The organism is Clostridioides sp. ES-S-0048-02, assembly GCF_020658495.1.
Classification (GTDB): Bacteria; Bacillota; Clostridia; order Peptostreptococcales; family Peptostreptococcaceae; genus Clostridioides.
On the sequence record NZ_JACVWH010000001.1, the window covers coordinates 50,079 to 67,624 of the forward strand.

Annotated in this window: 15 protein-coding genes and 1 pseudogene; 15 read left to right on the top strand and 1 reads right to left on the bottom strand. The window is 27.0% G+C overall.

What is annotated here, in order from left to right; translation table 11 throughout:
• The first annotated feature begins 10 nt into the window (after window positions 1-10).
• From IC173_RS00220 to IC173_RS00230, 3 genes are read left to right on the top strand one after another with little or no spacing between them, the layout of a single operon-like run.
• Window positions 11-1,456, top strand: coding sequence for a PLP-dependent aminotransferase family protein (locus IC173_RS00220; protein ID WP_227434036.1), 1,446 nt, complete (start codon window positions 11-13; stop codon window positions 1,454-1,456).
• Between the two features lie 27 nt (window positions 1,457-1,483).
• On the top strand, window positions 1,484-1,693 hold the full coding sequence (locus IC173_RS00225) for a DUF896 domain-containing protein (protein WP_227482170.1): 210 nt from the start codon (window positions 1,484-1,486) through the stop codon (window positions 1,691-1,693).
• Window positions 1,694-1,712: 19 nt separating this feature from the next.
• Entirely contained in the window at window positions 1,713-3,107 is a 1,395-nt protein-coding gene (locus IC173_RS00230; protein ID WP_227855000.1) for an aminopeptidase, read from the top strand.
• Window positions 3,108-3,338: 231 nt separating this feature from the next.
• Here the strand turns inward: IC173_RS00230 and IC173_RS00235 are convergent, their stop codons facing one another.
• Window positions 3,339-4,244 carry a selenium metabolism-associated LysR family transcriptional regulator gene (locus IC173_RS00235; RefSeq protein ID WP_227482171.1) on the bottom strand — a complete coding sequence of 302 codons (906 nt, stop codon included), beginning with the start codon at window positions 4,242-4,244 and terminating at the stop codon, window positions 3,339-3,341.
• A gap of 363 nt (window positions 4,245-4,607) precedes the next feature.
• On the opposite strand from IC173_RS00235, the gene IC173_RS00240 reads away from it, so the two are divergent.
• The 12 genes and pseudogenes from IC173_RS00240 to IC173_RS00295 all read left to right on the top strand — a co-directional run bounded on the left by IC173_RS00240 (window position 4,608) and on the right by IC173_RS00295 (window position 17,319).
• Complete coding sequence (locus IC173_RS00240) at window positions 4,608-5,342, top strand: hypothetical protein (RefSeq protein ID WP_227434039.1); 735 nt, start codon at window positions 4,608-4,610, stop codon at window positions 5,340-5,342.
• A 253-nt stretch (window positions 5,343-5,595) separates the two neighbouring features.
• The gene (locus IC173_RS00245) at window positions 5,596-6,777 is read left to right on the top strand and encodes a molybdopterin molybdotransferase MoeA (protein WP_227434040.1); all 1,182 of its coding nucleotides are present in this window, start codon (window positions 5,596-5,598) and stop codon (window positions 6,775-6,777) included.
• A 23-nt stretch (window positions 6,778-6,800) separates the two neighbouring features.
• Window positions 6,801-7,334: a molybdopterin-guanine dinucleotide biosynthesis protein B gene (gene mobB, locus IC173_RS00250; RefSeq protein ID WP_227834683.1), complete on the top strand. Its 534-nt coding sequence runs from the start codon at window positions 6,801-6,803 to the stop codon at window positions 7,332-7,334.
• 128 nt (window positions 7,335-7,462) lie between these two features.
• Window positions 7,463-7,738: a PTS sugar transporter subunit IIB gene (locus IC173_RS00255; protein ID WP_227434042.1), complete on the top strand. Its 276-nt coding sequence runs from the start codon at window positions 7,463-7,465 to the stop codon at window positions 7,736-7,738.
• Between the two features lie 248 nt (window positions 7,739-7,986).
• On the top strand, window positions 7,987-9,687 hold the full coding sequence (locus IC173_RS00260; protein ID WP_227434043.1) for an ABC transporter ATP-binding protein: 1,701 nt from the start codon (window positions 7,987-7,989) through the stop codon (window positions 9,685-9,687).
• A 336-nt stretch (window positions 9,688-10,023) separates the two neighbouring features.
• Complete coding sequence (locus tag IC173_RS00265; protein ID WP_227834681.1) at window positions 10,024-11,211, top strand: hypothetical protein; 1,188 nt, start codon at window positions 10,024-10,026, stop codon at window positions 11,209-11,211.
• Between the two features lie 63 nt (window positions 11,212-11,274).
• Window positions 11,275-12,438 carry a M20 family metallopeptidase gene (locus IC173_RS00270; protein WP_227434045.1) on the top strand — a complete coding sequence of 388 codons (1,164 nt, stop codon included), beginning with the start codon at window positions 11,275-11,277 and terminating at the stop codon, window positions 12,436-12,438.
• Window positions 12,439-12,600: 162 nt separating this feature from the next.
• Window positions 12,601-13,392, top strand: a complete 792-nt coding sequence (gene zupT / locus IC173_RS00275) for a zinc transporter ZupT (RefSeq protein ID WP_413927534.1) — start codon at window positions 12,601-12,603, stop codon at window positions 13,390-13,392.
• 101 nt (window positions 13,393-13,493) lie between these two features.
• On the top strand, window positions 13,494-14,048 hold the full coding sequence (locus IC173_RS00280) for a DUF2812 domain-containing protein (RefSeq protein WP_227823623.1): 555 nt from the start codon (window positions 13,494-13,496) through the stop codon (window positions 14,046-14,048).
• A gap of 416 nt (window positions 14,049-14,464) precedes the next feature.
• Window positions 14,465-15,046, top strand: a complete 582-nt coding sequence (locus IC173_RS00285; protein WP_413927532.1) for an RNA-guided endonuclease InsQ/TnpB family protein — start codon at window positions 14,465-14,467, stop codon at window positions 15,044-15,046.
• A gap of 183 nt (window positions 15,047-15,229) precedes the next feature.
• Window positions 15,230-15,943, top strand: a pseudogene (locus tag IC173_RS00290) (LytR/AlgR family response regulator transcription factor).
• Window positions 15,944-15,948: 5 nt separating this feature from the next.
• Entirely contained in the window at window positions 15,949-17,319 is a 1,371-nt protein-coding gene (locus tag IC173_RS00295; protein ID WP_227855002.1) for a sensor histidine kinase, read from the top strand.
• Window positions 17,320-17,546: the final 227 nt, after the last annotated feature.

A 17,546-nucleotide genomic window follows, 5' to 3' on the forward strand; every position in this document is an offset into this window, starting at 1 on the left:
GGTGATAAATGTGGAAAAATACAAAATAGATTTAAGTGAAAGGAAGTCAACTAAATATATACAAATATTTAATCATATAAAGCAGTTAATAATAAACAAAGAACTAGTTGAGCATGAAAAACTTCCACCAATAAGAAAGTTATCAGATTATTTACATGTAAATAATACTACTATAGTTAAAGTATATGAGCTTTTGGAAAATGAAGGATATGTATATAAAATTATAGGAAGTGGAACTTTTGTATCAAATTCAAATTCTTATAAAAATGGTATAGATAAAGGGAAAAACAAGAATATTAGACAAAGAGATGATTTAATTCATTTCGATAATGGAAATCCATCTAATGATATGTTTCCTATAGATTCATTTAAAAATGCTGTAAACATGGCATTATCTAAAGATGGAAGTTCAATATTTGATTACGATGAAGGGCTAGGCTCTGAGGAGTTAAGAGAAAAGATGGTAGAGTATTTAAGTGATGAAAATATAAATACTACTAAAGAAAACATTCAAATAATCTCAGGAGCACAGCAAGGTATAGATATAGTTTGTAAAGGGCTTATAAGTTATTCTGATGTTGTTTTTATGGAAGAACCCTCTTACAATGGAGCAATTGAAGTATTTAAAAGTAGAGGTGCAAAAATAATATCTATACCTATGTTAGATGATGGAATTGATATAGGTATTTTAAAATTAAAATTGGAAAAAATAAAACCAAGACTTATATATATTATGCCTAATTTTCAAAATCCAACAGGTATATCTTATTCTACATATAAAAAAAAGAAGCTAATAGAATTGGCAGAAGAGCATGATTTTTATATAATTGAAGATGATTTTATCAGTGATTTTATATTTGATTCAGAGGATAATAGGACAGTCAGGAGCTATGATGATAAAAATAGGGTAGTATATATAAAGAGTTTTTCAAAAATACTTATGCCAGGCTTAAGAATAGGAATTGTAGAAATGCCAAATGAATTATTAAAAAAAGTTTTGTGGGCTAAATATTCATCAGACATATCAACACCAGGTCTTATTCAAAAATCAATGTATTACTATATGGAGAATTTCAATTGGAAGAATTATCTAAGTCATATAGAGAAGATATATACTGATAAGTACAAGTTAGCAAAAAACTTGATTAATGATAAATTGAGTGGTAAATTAAAAGTTAGAAAATCTTGTGGAGGTATAAACTTTTTTTTAGAATTGCCAAGAGGGTATACATCACAAAGCTTTACAAGTTTTATGTTAAATAAAGGAGTATCCATGCTTCCAGGGACTTATTTTTTTGATAATCTAGTGGATGATAGATTTTTTAGAATAAATATAGCTCGTCCAAGTATGGAAGAGTTAGAAAAGGGAATATCTATAATAAGTGATAATATAGAAGAGTTTTTCTGTGAATATAAAAATAAGTTAGATATAAAAAGTAATAAATTATTTTATTAATAAATAGAAGTTTTTTAGGAGGAAAAAATGTTTGACAAGAAGAAATTAGATAGGATTAATGAATTAGCAAAGAAAAATAAAGAGGGAGCTCTTTCTGATGATGAAATCAAAGAAAGGGAGATTTTAAGAAAGGAATATTTAGAAAATTTTAGAGCTCATTTTAAATCAAGACTTGATAGTGTTAAAGTAGTCTCACCAGAAGAATATGAACAATATATGAAAAATAATAAAAATTAAAACTTAATAGGAGGAAAACATGGACTTAAAGCATAAATTTAAGAATGCATGGGAAATTGAAAAAAAAGAGAATGCTATTGAACAGGTTATGGAATATGCTCGCAATTATATGGATTTTTTAAGTAAATCAAAAACTGAAAGACTTTCAGTAAAAGAAATTATAAAATTGGCTAAAGAAAATGGTTATATTTCAATAGATGAAGCTATGGAAAATGGAAGTGTAAGTCATGGGGACAAGATTTATGCTATAAATAAAGAAAAAGCAGTGGCACTTTTTGTAATAGGTAAAAACTATATAGAAAAAGGTATGAAGATTATAGGTAGTCATATAGATTCTCCAAGATTAGATTTAAAACCAAACCCATTGTATCAAGAAGCTAATCTAGGTTTTTTTAAGACTCACTACTATGGAGGAATTAAAAAATATCAATGGACAGCTATTCCTCTTGCTTTACATGGAGTAGTTATATTAAATGATGGTACAAAGGTGGATGTATCTATTGGTGAAGAAGACAGTGACCCAGTGTTTTGTGTAACTGACCTATTAGTTCATTTAGCTGGAAACCAAATGCAAAAGAAATTGTCAGAAGGAATCAGTGGTGAAGCTTTAAATGTATTAATTGGAAATATGCCTTTGGATGGCGAAGAAAAAGAACCTATAACAGCAAATATATTAAAAATTTTAAATGAAAAATATAGTATAGTTGAAGAAGATTTATTAAGCGCTGAGATTGAAGTAGTTCCAGCTGGGAAGGCAAGAGATTTGGGGTTTGATAGGTCAATGGTATTAGGATATGGTCATGATGATAGAGTATGTTCATATGCTGCTGTAAAAGCTATACTAGAGACTAGACAACCAGAATTTACTTCAGTTACATTATGTGTAGACAAAGAAGAAGTTGGCTCCCAAGGAAATACAGGTATGCATTCAAAGTTTTTTGAAAATACTGTGGCTGAGTTAATAGCTTTAGAAGGCGATTACTGTGATATTAAGTTAAGAAGAGCTTTAGCAAATAGTAAAGTATTATCAGCTGATGTTGCAGCTGGATATGACCCAAATTTTGATGAGGCATATGAAAAAAGAAACTCTGCATATATGGGAAATGGAATAGTTTTAAATAAGTATACTGGTTCGAGAGGTAAGAGTGGATGTAATGATGCTAATGCTGAGTTTATATCAGAAGTAAAAAGAATTTTTAACGAGGGTAATGTAGTATGGCAAACTGCTGAACTTGGTAAAGTGGACCAAGGTGGAGGTGGAACAATAGCCTATATCTTAGCAAATCAAGGTGCAGAGGTTATAGATTGTGGTGTTGGTGTTTTAAATATGCATGCACCGCATGAGATTGTTTCTAAAGTAGATATATATGAAATGTACAAAGGATATAAATCGTTTTTTAATATAAATTTATAAGTTTAATATAAATTTATAAGTTTAATATACAATAGTATAAGTAATAAGTAATAAGTAATAAGTAATAAGTAATAAGTAATAAGTAATAAGTAATAAGTAATAAGTAATAAGCAAATAGAGTAGTATTATACTATGCTCATTAATTAAATGAACATAGTATAATACTACTTATTTATTATTTTATTATTTAACAGCTTATAATTTAAATTTGAGTGTCGTGTATTAAAATTATTATATTATGATTTCAAAGTACTCACATAGTCTGTTTAGAAATTTATCTTCCAATGGAGAAAAAGTTTTCTTTTTAGAATAAATAAAGAAAAATTTTCTTGTAAAATCAACATCTTTTACTTTGTAGCATTTTATTTTGCCTGCATTTAGATAATCAATAGCTGAAATATATGATATAAAAGATACACCAAGGCCTAATCTAACCATTTCTTTAATGGCTTCATTTGATTCTACATGAGCTATTACATTTAATTTGTTTACCGGAAAGTTATTTTTGCTAAGTGTGTTTAGTATTAAGTTTCTAGTACCAGAGCCTTCTTTTCTCATAATAAAATTGACAGAAGCCAATTCTTCTATATCAATGTAATTGTTATTGTTATCAATTTTAAAATCTGAAGGAGTAATAAGTACAAGTTCATCATCTAATAAGTCTAGATATTCGATTTGAGGATTGTTAATTTTAGAACCAACTAATCCAAAGCTTATCCGTTCATTTAAAATTTCTGATATAGCATATTGAGAATCATAATGGCTTATGGAAAATTTTACATCTGGATAACTCATAGAAAAATTCTTCATAAAATCAGGTAAAATATAAGTTTCAGGTATAGAACTACATGCTATATCTATAATGCCTTCTATTTTACCTGAATATTCTTTTATATCATAAATTGCACGTTTGCAGTTATTTAATATATATATGGCATGCTCATAAAGAATTTCACCAGATTTTGTGAGTGTAATAACTTTGTTGCTTCTGTTTATAAGTACAGTTTCTAACTCTCTTTCTAAATTTTGTATGTGTGCACTTACAGTAGGTTGAGTTAAAAAAAGTTCTCTTGCAGCTTTTGAAAAACTTTGATGTTTTGCAACAGCAACAAATACTTCAAGTTGTTTAAAATCCATTATTTAATCCTCCTTAAATTATCTAAAACTATTATAACATATTTGATAAATTAATAGTTAAAGGTGATTTTTTGAAATAGAAAACCTTAAAATGTTTATGGAGTTTTTGATTGTTTAGGAATAATTTGGTATAATGTTATAAGGATATTTACCACAAGTATCTTGTAAATTGAATTTTCAAAATTCAACTTTAAAATGTGTTTTGTTACAAAAAAATTACAGATAGCTTCTTAATCTTATTAAATTTAAATAAATATTATATAATTATTTTATAAAATAATAAACGTAATTATTGAAAAAAAAGATAATCACACAATGAGATATAGATAAATATTATAAAATTTAAGAAAGGAGGATTGATTTATGAAGTTAAAAAGGTCATTAGTTTGTGTAACTATTTTAGGGATTGTACTTGTTGGATGTCATAAAGAAACTACTAAAGAGAAAAATCAAGTAGCAAGTAAAGCAACACAGCAAAAAACTATGACAAAAGTTCAAAATGATGTTAATGAAATGATGGATAAAGATTATAAATATGTTATAAAAAATATGGGAATACCTTATAACACAATTTATTATATAAAAAATAAGAATTTAAAAAAATCAAATACAATGCAAGATATAAATACATCAAGTTATATGACATTAGTTTACCCTAAATATACTGGAAACAATGAATTAGATGGAAGTGCTTTATACATTAACATTAATAAAAATAAAGTTGTTAATGTTGAAACAAATTCCTTTTCATCACAAAGTATAACAGCTATAGATGAAAGCTATGGTATTATGATTGAAACAAATGATAATGAAAAATCAGCTGTATCCTTAGAGGAATATAAAAACATTGACTTGGGAGAGTATATTGGAGTTGAAGAATCTAGGATAAATGAAATCGTGGGTAATGCCAATTATAATTTAACAGCATATAACCATGAAGGAAATAGGGTAGTGAAGAGTTATAGATTAAAAGAAGATAATAAATTATTAGACAAAGAAATACTTACAATAAGTATAGTAGATAATAAAATAAAGTCTATAAAAACTATTGAGAGTGATAAAGTTGTAAAAATAATAAAAGGAGCTTTATTAGAATAATGAATTTTAAAGCATACAAGTCTGTTTTAAGGTAGAAGTAAATTTCTAACTTGAAGCAGTTTTTTTTTATAAAATGTATAAAATTGAAATTAATACAATTAATGATAATTTTATAAGATTTATTAAATTTAAACTGCAATTATAGATAACAATTAGTTATAATTAAATATAAGCTAAAATGATTTATTGCAATTTACAATTATACTACATTAAGAATGTTTTTAAATAAAAAATATATTGGGGTGTATTTAAAATGATAGGATTAGCAGATGCCATAAAAATTATTGAAGAAAATGTTATACCAATAAGTAGGATTAAGAGAGTTAATCTTATAGAAGCAGTAAATAAAGTAGTTGCAGAAGATATATATTCAACAATTGATAGTCCTCCATTTGACAGGTCACCATATGATGGTTATGCATATGATGCAAATTCTGAAAATAAAAATTTAAAGGTTATAGGAACATTATATGCAGGAGAAGTGTTTGATGGTATATTAAATAAAAATGAAGCAGTGAAGATAATGACTGGTGGAAAAATTCCAAAGGGAGCAAACTGTGTAGTAAAGAAAGAAGATGTGACAACTAGAGAAGACATGATAACTTTAAATATAAAACTAAAGGAATATGACAATTATATATTTAAAGGTGAGGATATAAAAAAAGGTCAATTAATTATTAGTAAAAATCAAAATATAGGGTATGATGGTATAGGAGTATTAGCGAGTCTTGGAATATCTAAATTAACTGTATATGATGATTTAAAAGTTGGTATTTTAAATACAGGAACAGAATTACAAGATATAAATGAAACTTTGGAGGATGGCAAAATATATGATAGCAATAGATATACATTATATTCAAAGCTTTTAAAGCTTGGAATACAAGCAGATACAATATGTAATTGTACTGATGATATACAAGAATTAGAAAAAAAAGTAAAGGATATGCTAGAAACTGTAGATTTTTTAATTACTACAGGTGGTGTATCTGTTGGAGATAAAGATTTAATACCAGATGTATTTAGAAACATAGGAGCAAAAGAATTGTTTTGGAAGATAAATATTAAACCTGGAGGAGCTTGTTATGTAGCTACATTGGGAGAAAAAATATTGTTTGGGCTTTCTGGCAATCCACATGCGGCAATTGTGGTATTTGATAATGTAGTTGTTCCTGTGATTGAGTATTTAACATATAAGGACAGCAATCATTATATAAAAGCTATATTTAAAGGAGAATTTAACAAAGTCTCAAATAACGATAGATTTGTAAGTGGAAAATTATATACAGATGAAGGTAAATTATATGTTACATTAAATGATAAAAAAGATGCCAAGGCTAGATTATCTGCAACATTGAGAAGCAATTGCATGATTAAGATAAAAAAGAGAGAAATAATAAAAGAAAATCAATTAGTAGATGTTGTTGTTATATAGTTTTATGAAGGGGATATGGTTTTATGTATAATGTATTATCAATTGTCTCTTATTCAGGAGTAGGTAAAACTACGTTGATTGAAGGTATAGTAAGAGAATTAAGTAAAGAAGGGTATAATGTTGGAGTTATCAAACACACATGCCATGATTTTGAGATAGATGAGGAAGGGAAAGATACTTATAAACATAGAAAATCAGGTGCGAGGAAAGTTTGTATAATATCAAATAAGAGGTTAGCATATATTGAAGAGTTAAAAGATAAAAATCCACTATATAAAATGATTAAGTTTTATGAAGATATGGACTTGATTATTATAGAAGGATATAAAAATTATAGATTTAAAAGATTAGAGGTAATTAGAAAGGATAAGTATAAGGATATTTTATCAAATAAATCTGATTTGATAGGTATTATAAGTGACATAGAATATGATTTAAATATTAAGCAGTTTAGTTTGAATGACTATAAAAATGTATCAAAGTACATAGAATATTGTATAAAAAATAATACTTTAAAATTAAATGATAGTGAAATAAAAAACATATTAAAAGAATAATTTTAAGATATTATTTTGATATAAAATGGTATAATTATTTATATATAAATAAAGATATGAGAAATTTATTTAATTATAAAAATCGTATTTTGAATTATAAAATATTATAGAAATCGTAGGAGGATAATATGAAAAAAATATTAGTAGCATGTGGAGCAGGAATTGCAACATCAACAGTAGTTTGCGACAAAGTAGAAAGATTGGTTAAAGAAAATAACATACAAGCAGAAGTTATACAATGTAAAATTGCTGAATGTGCAACAAAACAAGAAGGTGCTGATTTGATAGTATCTACTACTATATTACCAACAACTTATGATATACCTGCAATAAAAGCAACAGCATACATAACAGGTATAAATACTGCTGCATTAGATAAGAAAATATTGGATGCTTTAAAATAAGTTTTTGAGTTTACAGTTATAAAAAATATTTAGTACTAAATATAGAGTTGTATCTTGTAAAATTTTATTTACATAGATATGGCTCTTTTTAGGTGTATTTTAAATATATGATTATATAAAATAAGTATTCAATTTTATGAAACATATTCTTTTGAATTGCAATTTTATAAAAGATTTAAAATTAGTGTTATGTTATACTAATTTAAGGGTATTTTTTAGACGTATTGGTAAAGGAGGATTTAAAACTTATGATAAAACAATTTGTCAAATATTATAAACCATATAAGAAAATCTTTACATTAGACCTTATAGCTGCGTTCTTATTTTCTTTATGCGATTTAGTTTATCCTATGATAACTAGAAATATAATGGATGACATTGTTCCAAATAAAAATTTAAGAATGCTAGTAGTTTTTGCAGTTGTACTTATACTTATATTTATAGCAAAAGCAGGGCTTAATTATTTTATGCAATATTGGGGACATGTCATTGGTGTAGATATGCAAGCTGATATGAGAAATGAGGTATTTACACACTTACAGAGGCTTCCAAATACTTATTTTGATAATAATAAATCTGGTGTAACTATGTCTAGAATAGTAAATGATTTAATGGATATAACAGAACTTGCACATCATGGTCCTGAAGATTTATTCATTTCTATAGTAATGTTAGTTGGTTCATTCTTTATACTTATAGATATAAATATTCCTCTTACTCTTATAATTTTTGCTATATTGCCATTTATAATTTGGTTTGCTATAACAAAAAAAGATAAGATGAATATAGCCTTTATGAAAAGTAGAGTTACTATAGGTGATGTAAATGCAACTTTAGAAAATAGCATAGCTGGAATGAAAGTAACTAAGTCTTTTTGTACTGAAAAAGAAGAATTAAATAAGTTTGTAAGAAGTAATAAATTATTTAGGAGAGCACGACAAGATTCTTATAAAGTAATGGCAGAATATTATTCTGGTATGAATTTATATATGGATATTTTGGAATGGGTAGTTGTTATAGCTGGTGGATACTTTACTTATCTTGGGAAAATTACTTTAGGTGATTTTGCTGCATATATATTATATGTAAAGATGTTTATACAACCTATGAAGAAATTGATAAACTTTACAGAACAATATCAAAATGGTATGACAGGTTTTAAAAGATTCATAGAGATAATGGAACAGGACCATCAAAAAGAAGCTAAAAACCCTGTTGAACTTGAACATGTAAAAGGTAACATCGAGATAGAAAATATATCTTTTACATATGAAGATGATACCCAAGTATTAGATAATCTAAGTTTATCTATAGAAGCTGGTAAAACTATAGCTTTAGTAGGTCCTTCTGGTGGAGGAAAGACTACATTGTGTAATTTATTGCCAAGATTTTATGAGTTTGATAAAGGTGATATAAAAATTGATGGAAAAAGTATCAGGGATGTAAGTTTAAAATCTTTGCGAAAAAATATAGGTATAGTTCAACAAGATGTATTTTTATTTACAGGAACTATAAGAGATAATATTCTTTGTGGAAATCCTAGTGCTACAGATGAAGAGATGATTGAGGCTGCAAAAAAAGCTAGAATACACGATTTCGTAGAAACTTTGCCAGATGGATATGATACTTATATAGGAGAAAGAGGAGTAAAATTATCTGGGGGACAAAAACAAAGAATTTCAATCTCAAGAATCTTTTTAAAGAATCCTCCAATAATAATATTGGATGAAGCTACTTCCGCTTTAGATAATGTAACAGAAAGAGAAATTCAAGAGTCCTTAGAAGAGTTAAGTAAAGATAGAACAAATTTAGTTGTTGCACATAGGTTGACTACTATAAAAAATGCTGATGAAATCATAGTACTGACAGATAAAGGAATTGAAGAAAGAGGTACTCATGAAGAGTTAGTAAATAAAAATGGAGTATATAGTAGATTACACAATAACTAACATATACATTAAATTTATAAACATAGAATATATTAAGATTCATAAAGCAAATTCATTTTATATTAATGAGATGTTTTATGAAAAATGTATTCTATGTTTTATTTTTTGCAAATTATATTTAATTCTATTTATAAAAGTAGTGTTAAATAGCCAATTTACAGGATAACGTTTTTACAAAAAGAATAATTTAGAAAACTAACTTTAATTTATAGAATTTATAGAATTTTATGAAAAAAATCGAATTTTGACTTGAAATGTTTTTCAAAAGTAGTAAAATAATGGATAACTATACATACATTGTATACAAATATATTTATTTATGAGGGGGGATTTTGTATGGAGGCAATAACAGCTTTTTGTCTAGTTTTAGTATCACTGACGATAGGAGATGTAGTTTCAGCAAAAACTAAAGCTTTTGTTCCATCAGTTTTTGTATCAGCAATTATATTTATAGTAGGATTTTGGACTTTTTTCCCAGAAAATATCGTGGATTTAGCAGCTTTGGGGACACCATTAGCACAATTAGGCATGCTTTTATTAATAACTCATATGGGAACTATGATGAGTATTAAAGAGCTAGCAGGTCAATGGAAAACAATTGTAATAGCGTTAGCAGGAATAGTAGGAATATGTGTAGGAGCTTTGGCATTAGGAACTCTAGTGTTTGGATGGGATACAGCTGTAATCGCTACACCTCCTCTTACAGGAGGATTAGTTGCATCTATAATGATGGCAGATGCGGCTACAGCAAAAGGTCTTGCGAGTTTGGCAGTTTTAGCGATTTTAATGTATGTGGCACAAGGATTTGCAGGTTATCCTATCACAGCATTGATGCTTAAAAAAGAAGGAAAAAGACTTTTATCAGATTTTAGAAGTGGAAAAGTAACTGTAACTAAAGTTGAAGAAGAAACTGAAAAAGTACCTGAACAAAAGAGTAAGTTTAAGATAATTCCAGATTTACCTGAAAAGTACGACACAACATATATGATAATACTTAGATTAGGACTTGTAGCATGGTTAGCAGTACAATTTACAAATCTTACAAATGAAGTTGTATCAAGATATGTTATCTGTTTAATATTTGGTGTAATAGCATCAGAACTTGGAATAGTTGACAGAAAGCCACTTAATAAATCTGGTTCATTTGGATGGTTAATGACATCATTGATGGCTTTTATATTTGCAGGATTAGCAAAAGCTACACCAGCAATGCTTGCTGAAATGGCTGTTCCTCTTGTAGGAATTATAATATTTGGTGTAATAGGTATGGGAATATTCTCTATTATAGTAGGTAAATTTTTGGGTGAAAGTAAGGAAATGGCGTTTTCAGTTTCACTTACAGCACTTTATGGTTTCCCACCAAATTATATATTAACTGAAGAAGCAGTAAAGGCTCTAGCTGAAACTCCAGAAGAAAAAGAATTTCTGATGGATAAAATGCTTCCAAAGATGCTTGTTGGTGGATTTACTACAGTAACAATAGCTTCTGTAGTAATAGCAGGTATTTTTGTAAATCTTATATAAACTTTAATTAATAAATAAGGCATTTAAAAAATAAGAAGAATATGTTACACTTGGAGGTCTGGAATGAATATTAAAGAAATAACAAATGGATATAAAGATTATGTAATCAAACTTAGAAGGGAATTTCATGAAAATCCTGAAAAAAGTATGGAAGAATTTAGAACATCAAAGAGAATTAAAGAAGAGCTTGATAAAATAGGAGTACCATATGTATCATCTGGAGGGACAGGTGTAGTCGCAACTATAAAAGGAAATAATCCAGGAAAAACTGTAGCACTTAGAGGAGATATGGATGCACTTCAAGTTGTTGAGTGTACAGAAGTAGAATACAAATCAAAAAATGAGGGGCTTATGCATGCTTGTGCACATGATGGTCACACATCAATGCTTTTAGGAGCAGCTAAGGTTTTGAATGATATTAAAGATGATATTAATGGAACTGTGAAATTATTTTTTCAACCAGGAGAAGAAGTAGGTAAAGGTGCAAGAGCTATGATTAAAGATGGTGCTATGGAAGGTGTAGATGGTGTATTTGGAATTCATCTTTGGAGTGATGTAGAGTGTGGGACTGTGTCAGTTGAAGAAGGTCCAAGAATGGCTTCTGCTGATTTCTTCAAAATTACTGTAAAAGGTAAGGGTGGTCATGGTTCACTTCCTCATCAAGGTGTTGATGCGGTACTTGCAAGTTCTGCATTAGTTATGAACTTACAATCCATGGTTAGTAGAGAAGTCAGTCCTTTAGAGCCGCTAGTTGTAAGTGTTGGAATTTTAAATTCTGGAACAAGATTTAATGTAATAGCAAGTGAAGCTGTTCTAGAAGGTACAATAAGATTATTTAATCCAGAACTTAGAAAACAAATTCCTACGATTTTAGAACGTATAGCAAAATCTACAGCAGAAGCATATAGAGCAGAGGCTGAGTTAGAGTATGGATATTTAACACCAGCTGTTATAAATGACAGGGAATGTTCAAAAATAGCTACAGAAGCAGTAATTAAGCTATTTGGAAAAGAAAGTATAGCACTATTTGAAAAAGTAACAGGAGCAGAGGATTTTGCTGAGTTTATGAATATTGCACCTGGTGCATTGGCATTTGTAGGGGCTAGAAATGAAGCTAAAGGAGCTTGTTATCCTCATCATCATGGGTGTTTTAATATAGATGAGGATGCTTTAGAGATTGGAACTGCCTTATATGTTCAATATGCAGTAGACTTTTTAAATAAATAAATTTAATATACTATAAAGAAAAAGCAGAGATTAAGTTTATACTCTGCTTTTTTATTGTCTATAATTACTATAAATATTGACTATAAAAAAAAGATATGATATTATAAAAGAAAATGATAATCAATATCAATTAATAAGAAGGTGATTTAATTGAGTAATATAATGTTTGCGTTTTTAATAACTTTGTTTGCAGGTTTGTCTACTGGAATAGGAAGTTGTATAGCGTTTTTTGCTAAAAAGACTAATACTAAATTTCTTTCTGTAAGTTTAGGATTTTCTGCTGGTGTTATGATTTATGTATCTATGGTAGAAATATTTCCTAAGGCACAAGAAGCTCTAACAAAGTCTATGGGAGAAAAATTAGGAAGCTGGTCAACTGTAATAGCTTTTTTTGCAGGAATGGCTATCATTGCAATTATTGATAAGTTAATTCCTCAAGAAGAAAATCCTCATGAGATAAAGAAAATGGAAAATTTGGATGAAAAAAATATACAAAAAAATAAATCTCTCTTAAGAACTGGGATATTTACAGCAATGGCTATAGCAATTCATAATTTTCCAGAAGGGTTAGCTACATTTATATCGGCGCTTGATGATGCTACAATAGCAATACCAATAGCTATAGCAATAGCTATACACAATATACCAGAAGGAATATCTGTATCTGTACCAGTGTATTACGCTACAGGAGATAAAAAGAAAGCTTTCTATTATTCTTTTTTATCTGGAATGTCAGAACCTTTAGGGGCTATTATTGGGTATGTACTTCTTAGAAATTTTCTAAATGACACTACACTTGGAATTGTGTTTGCTCTTGTGGGAGGTATTATGGTATTTATATCACTTGATGAACTATTACCATCAGCTAGAGAATATGGTGAGCATCATCTATCAATTTACGGATTAATTGCAGGAATGGTTGTTATGGCTATTAGTTTATTGCTATTTAAATAGATTTTTAGATATCCAATTGTAACCTAAAATTAATATCAAAATGATATAATTATTAAGACAGATTATCATATGTCAAAAATATCATTTTGGAGGTGAATTTTATGGAAAAGAAAATGAAGTTTAAATTTGATTGGTATAGTTCACCTGATAGGATAGAAGAATGGTTAGAAGATATGGAAGAACAAGGATATAACTTATATAAGATAAGTAAATTTGGAGGAATATTTTATTTTTATAAAGGAACTCCAAGAAAAATAAAATATGCCATTGATTATTATTATGATGCTGAGGAAGATTATTTTAATAAACATAAGTATAGAGGGTGGAATCTTATATTTAGAAGCATTGGTAGTTTTATAGGTACATCTTCATGGTATGTATGGAGTAAAACATATGAAGATGTACCTCCTAAATTGTATAGTGATTTGGATAAAAAAGATAAAGTAAAATCAATTTTATTCATGAATGTATTTTTATTTACTATTTTAGTAGTTATTTTTATATATTTATTGTTCACTGAAATAAGAAATTTATTTAATGGTTATGGAGTAGATATTTGTACTATCGCATTGCAAATTATGTTATTAATTTTGTATTTGGTACAATTATATAGAAGAATAATGTATTACTTAAGGATTAAAAAATTAACTAAATAAAGATGGAGAGTGTCTCAAAATGACTTTGAGACACTTTTTTTATCAATAAATGTTATTCTTTATATATATTCGTATCAGTTATAACCTTTTAGATTTTATTTAAATCTTGAGTATTGATAAGAATAATTTAAAAATGTTATTCTAAGGTATCGGATATTTAAAATCACATTTAAATATATCAATTAAAAAAATTCAATAGTGTGTAATAAGAAAGTGTATAAGGCGTTGTAATTAGAAAATAAAAATATATTTAAATATAATCAAATATAGTATAATACAATCACAGAAAAGTGTGATTGTATGAGTAAACACTATAAACATTTATACAAGGGTTTCAACTTCTAATTAAAAAGATGATTTAAAAATCAGGTTGAATTTCTCAGACAATAATGCTAGTGCTAAAGGAATGATAATAGATGATTAGTTGTCGCATATATGGATTAAGAAAATACAAGAAAAAGATTAGAGATAATGAGGAAGTTGAAAAGAAGTTAAAAAGAGAACTGATAAAACTTTCAAGGAAATATGAAAGTTTAAAAATAAGAAATAAAATAGAAGAAGGGAGAGCTACTAGTCAAAATATTCAAAAACAAGTAGTCAAAGTACAAAAACTTCATCAAAGATTAGCTAATATAAGAACTGATTATATAAATAAAACTATAAGCGAGATAGCGAAAAACAAGCCATCTTATATAGTAATTGAAGATTTAGCTGTTTCTAACTTGATGAAAAATAAGCATTTATCAAAAGCTATTATGAGTCAAAAACTCTATGGATTTAGAACCAAACTAACATCTAAATGTAAGGATAATTGCATAGAACTTAGAGTTGCAGATAGATTTTATCCATCATCAAAGACTTGTAGTAAGTGTGGAGAGATTAAAAGAAACTTAAAACTCAAAGATAGAGTTTACAAATGTGAATGTGGATTATCTATAGATAGGGATTTAAATGCAAGTATTAATCTTAAAAATACTAAAAAATATAAGCTAGCTTAAAATCAAATTGATTCGCACACACGTGGTTCAAGAGTGCTTATATATGTACGGAGAGCTAACTTCGGAATTTAAGCCTTTGGAGAACTATACAAAATCGTAGTCGCTTAGGTAAGGCGAGGTTCAGTGAAGAAGGAAAAATCTCTATATGGATATATTTGACCATATTTTGAGTAGCAGGAACTTATGATTAGGATAGCAATTTGTGAAGATGAAAAAGAAACACAATGTTTAATAGAAGAATATCTTTATAATATATTAAAAATTATTAATGTAGAGTATGAAATATAAAAATATAGTTCTGGAGAAGATTTACTCAAAGTAAGTTTAAAAGATATAGATATACTGCTTCTTGATATACTCATGGAGCAAATGAATGGAATGGATACTGCAAGAAAGATTAGAGAAGTAGATAATAAAATGGAGATAATATTTATAACCTCCTTAATAGATTATGTGCAAGAAGGATATGAAGTAAGAGCTTATAGATATTTGTTAAAACCCATAGAATTAGAAGAATTAAAAAAACATATATTAACTTGTATTAAAGATATTGAAACAAATAAAAGTAATTACATTGTAATAAAGAACAAGTCTAATATATACAAGATTTATTTAAATGAAATAAAATATATAGAAATTCAAAAAAAAGATATGTTAATACACACAATAAATAAGGGTTTTGGAGTAAAGTATAGTCTAGGAAAAATAGAAAAAGATTTAAAACTAGATAAATTTGTAAGATGTCATAAAAGCTTTATAGTTAATCTAAGTTATGTAGAAAATATAAAGCCCAATATTGCTATTTTAGAAAGTGGAGAAGAAGTACCTATTAGTAGATATAGATATAAAGAGGTTAAGGAAAAATTTTTGAAATTTCTTGGTGATACAATATGTTAAATTTTATGTCTGATTTATTATTAATTGTATCTATATGTGTACGATTTATTATTCTGAAAAGGATATTAATTTATAAAGAAGATAATAAAAAAGACAAACAAATAGTATTTTATACTTTATTGGGATTAATTTATATTATAGTTAAAATAACTAGATTATTTAATATAGAAGAAAATTATATTAATAATATGTACTATTTGATTGATGTTGTAGTATTTATTGTATGGGCGATATATTATAATTATTTTTACAACATAGGATATATTAAATTTATAATTTTCTTTTTCCTATTTAATATTTATTATGATTGTTTTAAAGATGTTGTAGATAGAATTTTATTTTTTGTAGTTACAGGTAATTTTGTTTCATCTAAAGAGTGGCTTTTGGCATCTGATTCTGATAATATAAAGGTTTACATATACAGTAATCTACTTATTATATTTGTATATATGATACTTAGTTTTCTGTATAATCGATTTAAATTGCTTAGCCAAGATAAAAGGAATTATGTATATTTGTTATTTGCTCTAATGGCTAACACCATGAATATAATTGGAGTCTATATATCAAGAATATTAGAACGGTTTAGATGGTTACATTCAGAACCATATTATTTTGAGAATTTTGTAAATCCAAAGATAATAGGAGCTAGCACCATTGTTCTTATATTATTGTTTAGGCAAATAATAAAAGATAATAAATTAAAATCTCAGAATGAATTAATAAAAAATAAGTTAGATATGCAATATGCTCATTATTTAAGTATTCAAGAATCTCATATGAGGGTTAAGAAGCTTTATCATGACATAAACAATCATATTTGCTGTATAGATAATCTTAAAAATGATGGCAAAGAAATTAATGAATATATAAATAATTTAAAAGATGAAATTAGAGAGTTCAAATCTATTTATAATACAGGAAACATGATATTAGACATTATAATCAATGAGAAGAGTGAAATATCTGTCAAAAAGGGAATTAAATTTATTTGTGACATAAACTTTTCAAAAGTTGATTTTATAAAACCCATAGATGTGTCAAGCATATTTGCCAATATTTTAGATAATGCAATAGAAGCATGTGAGAAAATATCAGATGAAAATATTGATAGATATATTAGAATTAAAGGAACTATAACAAAATCATTTTTTGTACTTAAATGTGAGAATAGTAAAGCAAATAATGTTATTTCTAATAAAAATATACTGTTAACAGATAAGATGGATAAATTTGTACATGGAATAGGAATTCAAAGTATTAAATCGTCTTTACAAGAGTATAATGGAGAATTATTATTAGAAAATCAGAAAGACAAATTTATACTAAATATATGCATACCATTGAATCAAGATGCTGACAGTTGGGTCGATTAAGTTACTAGTTGGGGCATCTATATTGATACTTAAAAATAAGGATGTTATCTTTTTAATAATAAAAGATAACATCCTTATTTTTAAGCATAAAGAAATTTATAATTTTACTAATCTTAATTATAAGAATTAGTTACAAAGAAAGGTGATATATATTGAAAAACTAACCATAAAAATAATAAAAATACAAGATATTGTAATACAGGATGTAATTAATAAAAACTTGAAAA

Excerpts from the sequence above, each read along its gene's own strand:
- IC173_RS00265 (WP_227834681.1), top strand. The coding sequence starts at position 10,024 with ATGGAGGCAATAACAGCTTTTTGTCTAGTTTTAGTATCACTGACGATA.
- IC173_RS00280 (WP_227823623.1), top strand. The coding sequence starts at position 13,494 with ATGGAAAAGAAAATGAAGTTTAAATTTGATTGGTATAGTTCACCTGAT.
- IC173_RS00295 (WP_227855002.1), top strand. The coding sequence starts at position 15,949 with ATGTCTGATTTATTATTAATTGTATCTATATGTGTACGATTTATTATT.
- IC173_RS00245 (WP_227434040.1), top strand. The coding sequence starts at position 5,596 with ATGATAGGATTAGCAGATGCCATAAAAATTATTGAAGAAAATGTTATA.
- IC173_RS00240 (WP_227434039.1), top strand. The coding sequence starts at position 4,608 with ATGAAGTTAAAAAGGTCATTAGTTTGTGTAACTATTTTAGGGATTGTA.
- IC173_RS00230 (WP_227855000.1), top strand. The coding sequence starts at position 1,713 with ATGGACTTAAAGCATAAATTTAAGAATGCATGGGAAATTGAAAAAAAA.
- mobB (WP_227834683.1), top strand. The coding sequence starts at position 6,801 with ATGTATAATGTATTATCAATTGTCTCTTATTCAGGAGTAGGTAAAACT.
- zupT (WP_413927534.1), top strand. The coding sequence starts at position 12,601 with ATGTTTGCGTTTTTAATAACTTTGTTTGCAGGTTTGTCTACTGGAATA.
- IC173_RS00285 (WP_413927532.1), top strand. The coding sequence starts at position 14,465 with ATGATTAGTTGTCGCATATATGGATTAAGAAAATACAAGAAAAAGATT.
- IC173_RS00260 (WP_227434043.1), top strand. The coding sequence starts at position 7,987 with ATGATAAAACAATTTGTCAAATATTATAAACCATATAAGAAAATCTTT.
- IC173_RS00255 (WP_227434042.1), top strand. The coding sequence starts at position 7,463 with ATGAAAAAAATATTAGTAGCATGTGGAGCAGGAATTGCAACATCAACA.
- IC173_RS00235 (WP_227482171.1), bottom strand. The coding sequence starts at position 4,244 with ATGGATTTTAAACAACTTGAAGTATTTGTTGCTGTTGCAAAACATCAA.
- IC173_RS00225 (WP_227482170.1), top strand. The coding sequence starts at position 1,484 with ATGTTTGACAAGAAGAAATTAGATAGGATTAATGAATTAGCAAAGAAA.
- IC173_RS00270 (WP_227434045.1), top strand. The coding sequence starts at position 11,275 with ATGAATATTAAAGAAATAACAAATGGATATAAAGATTATGTAATCAAA.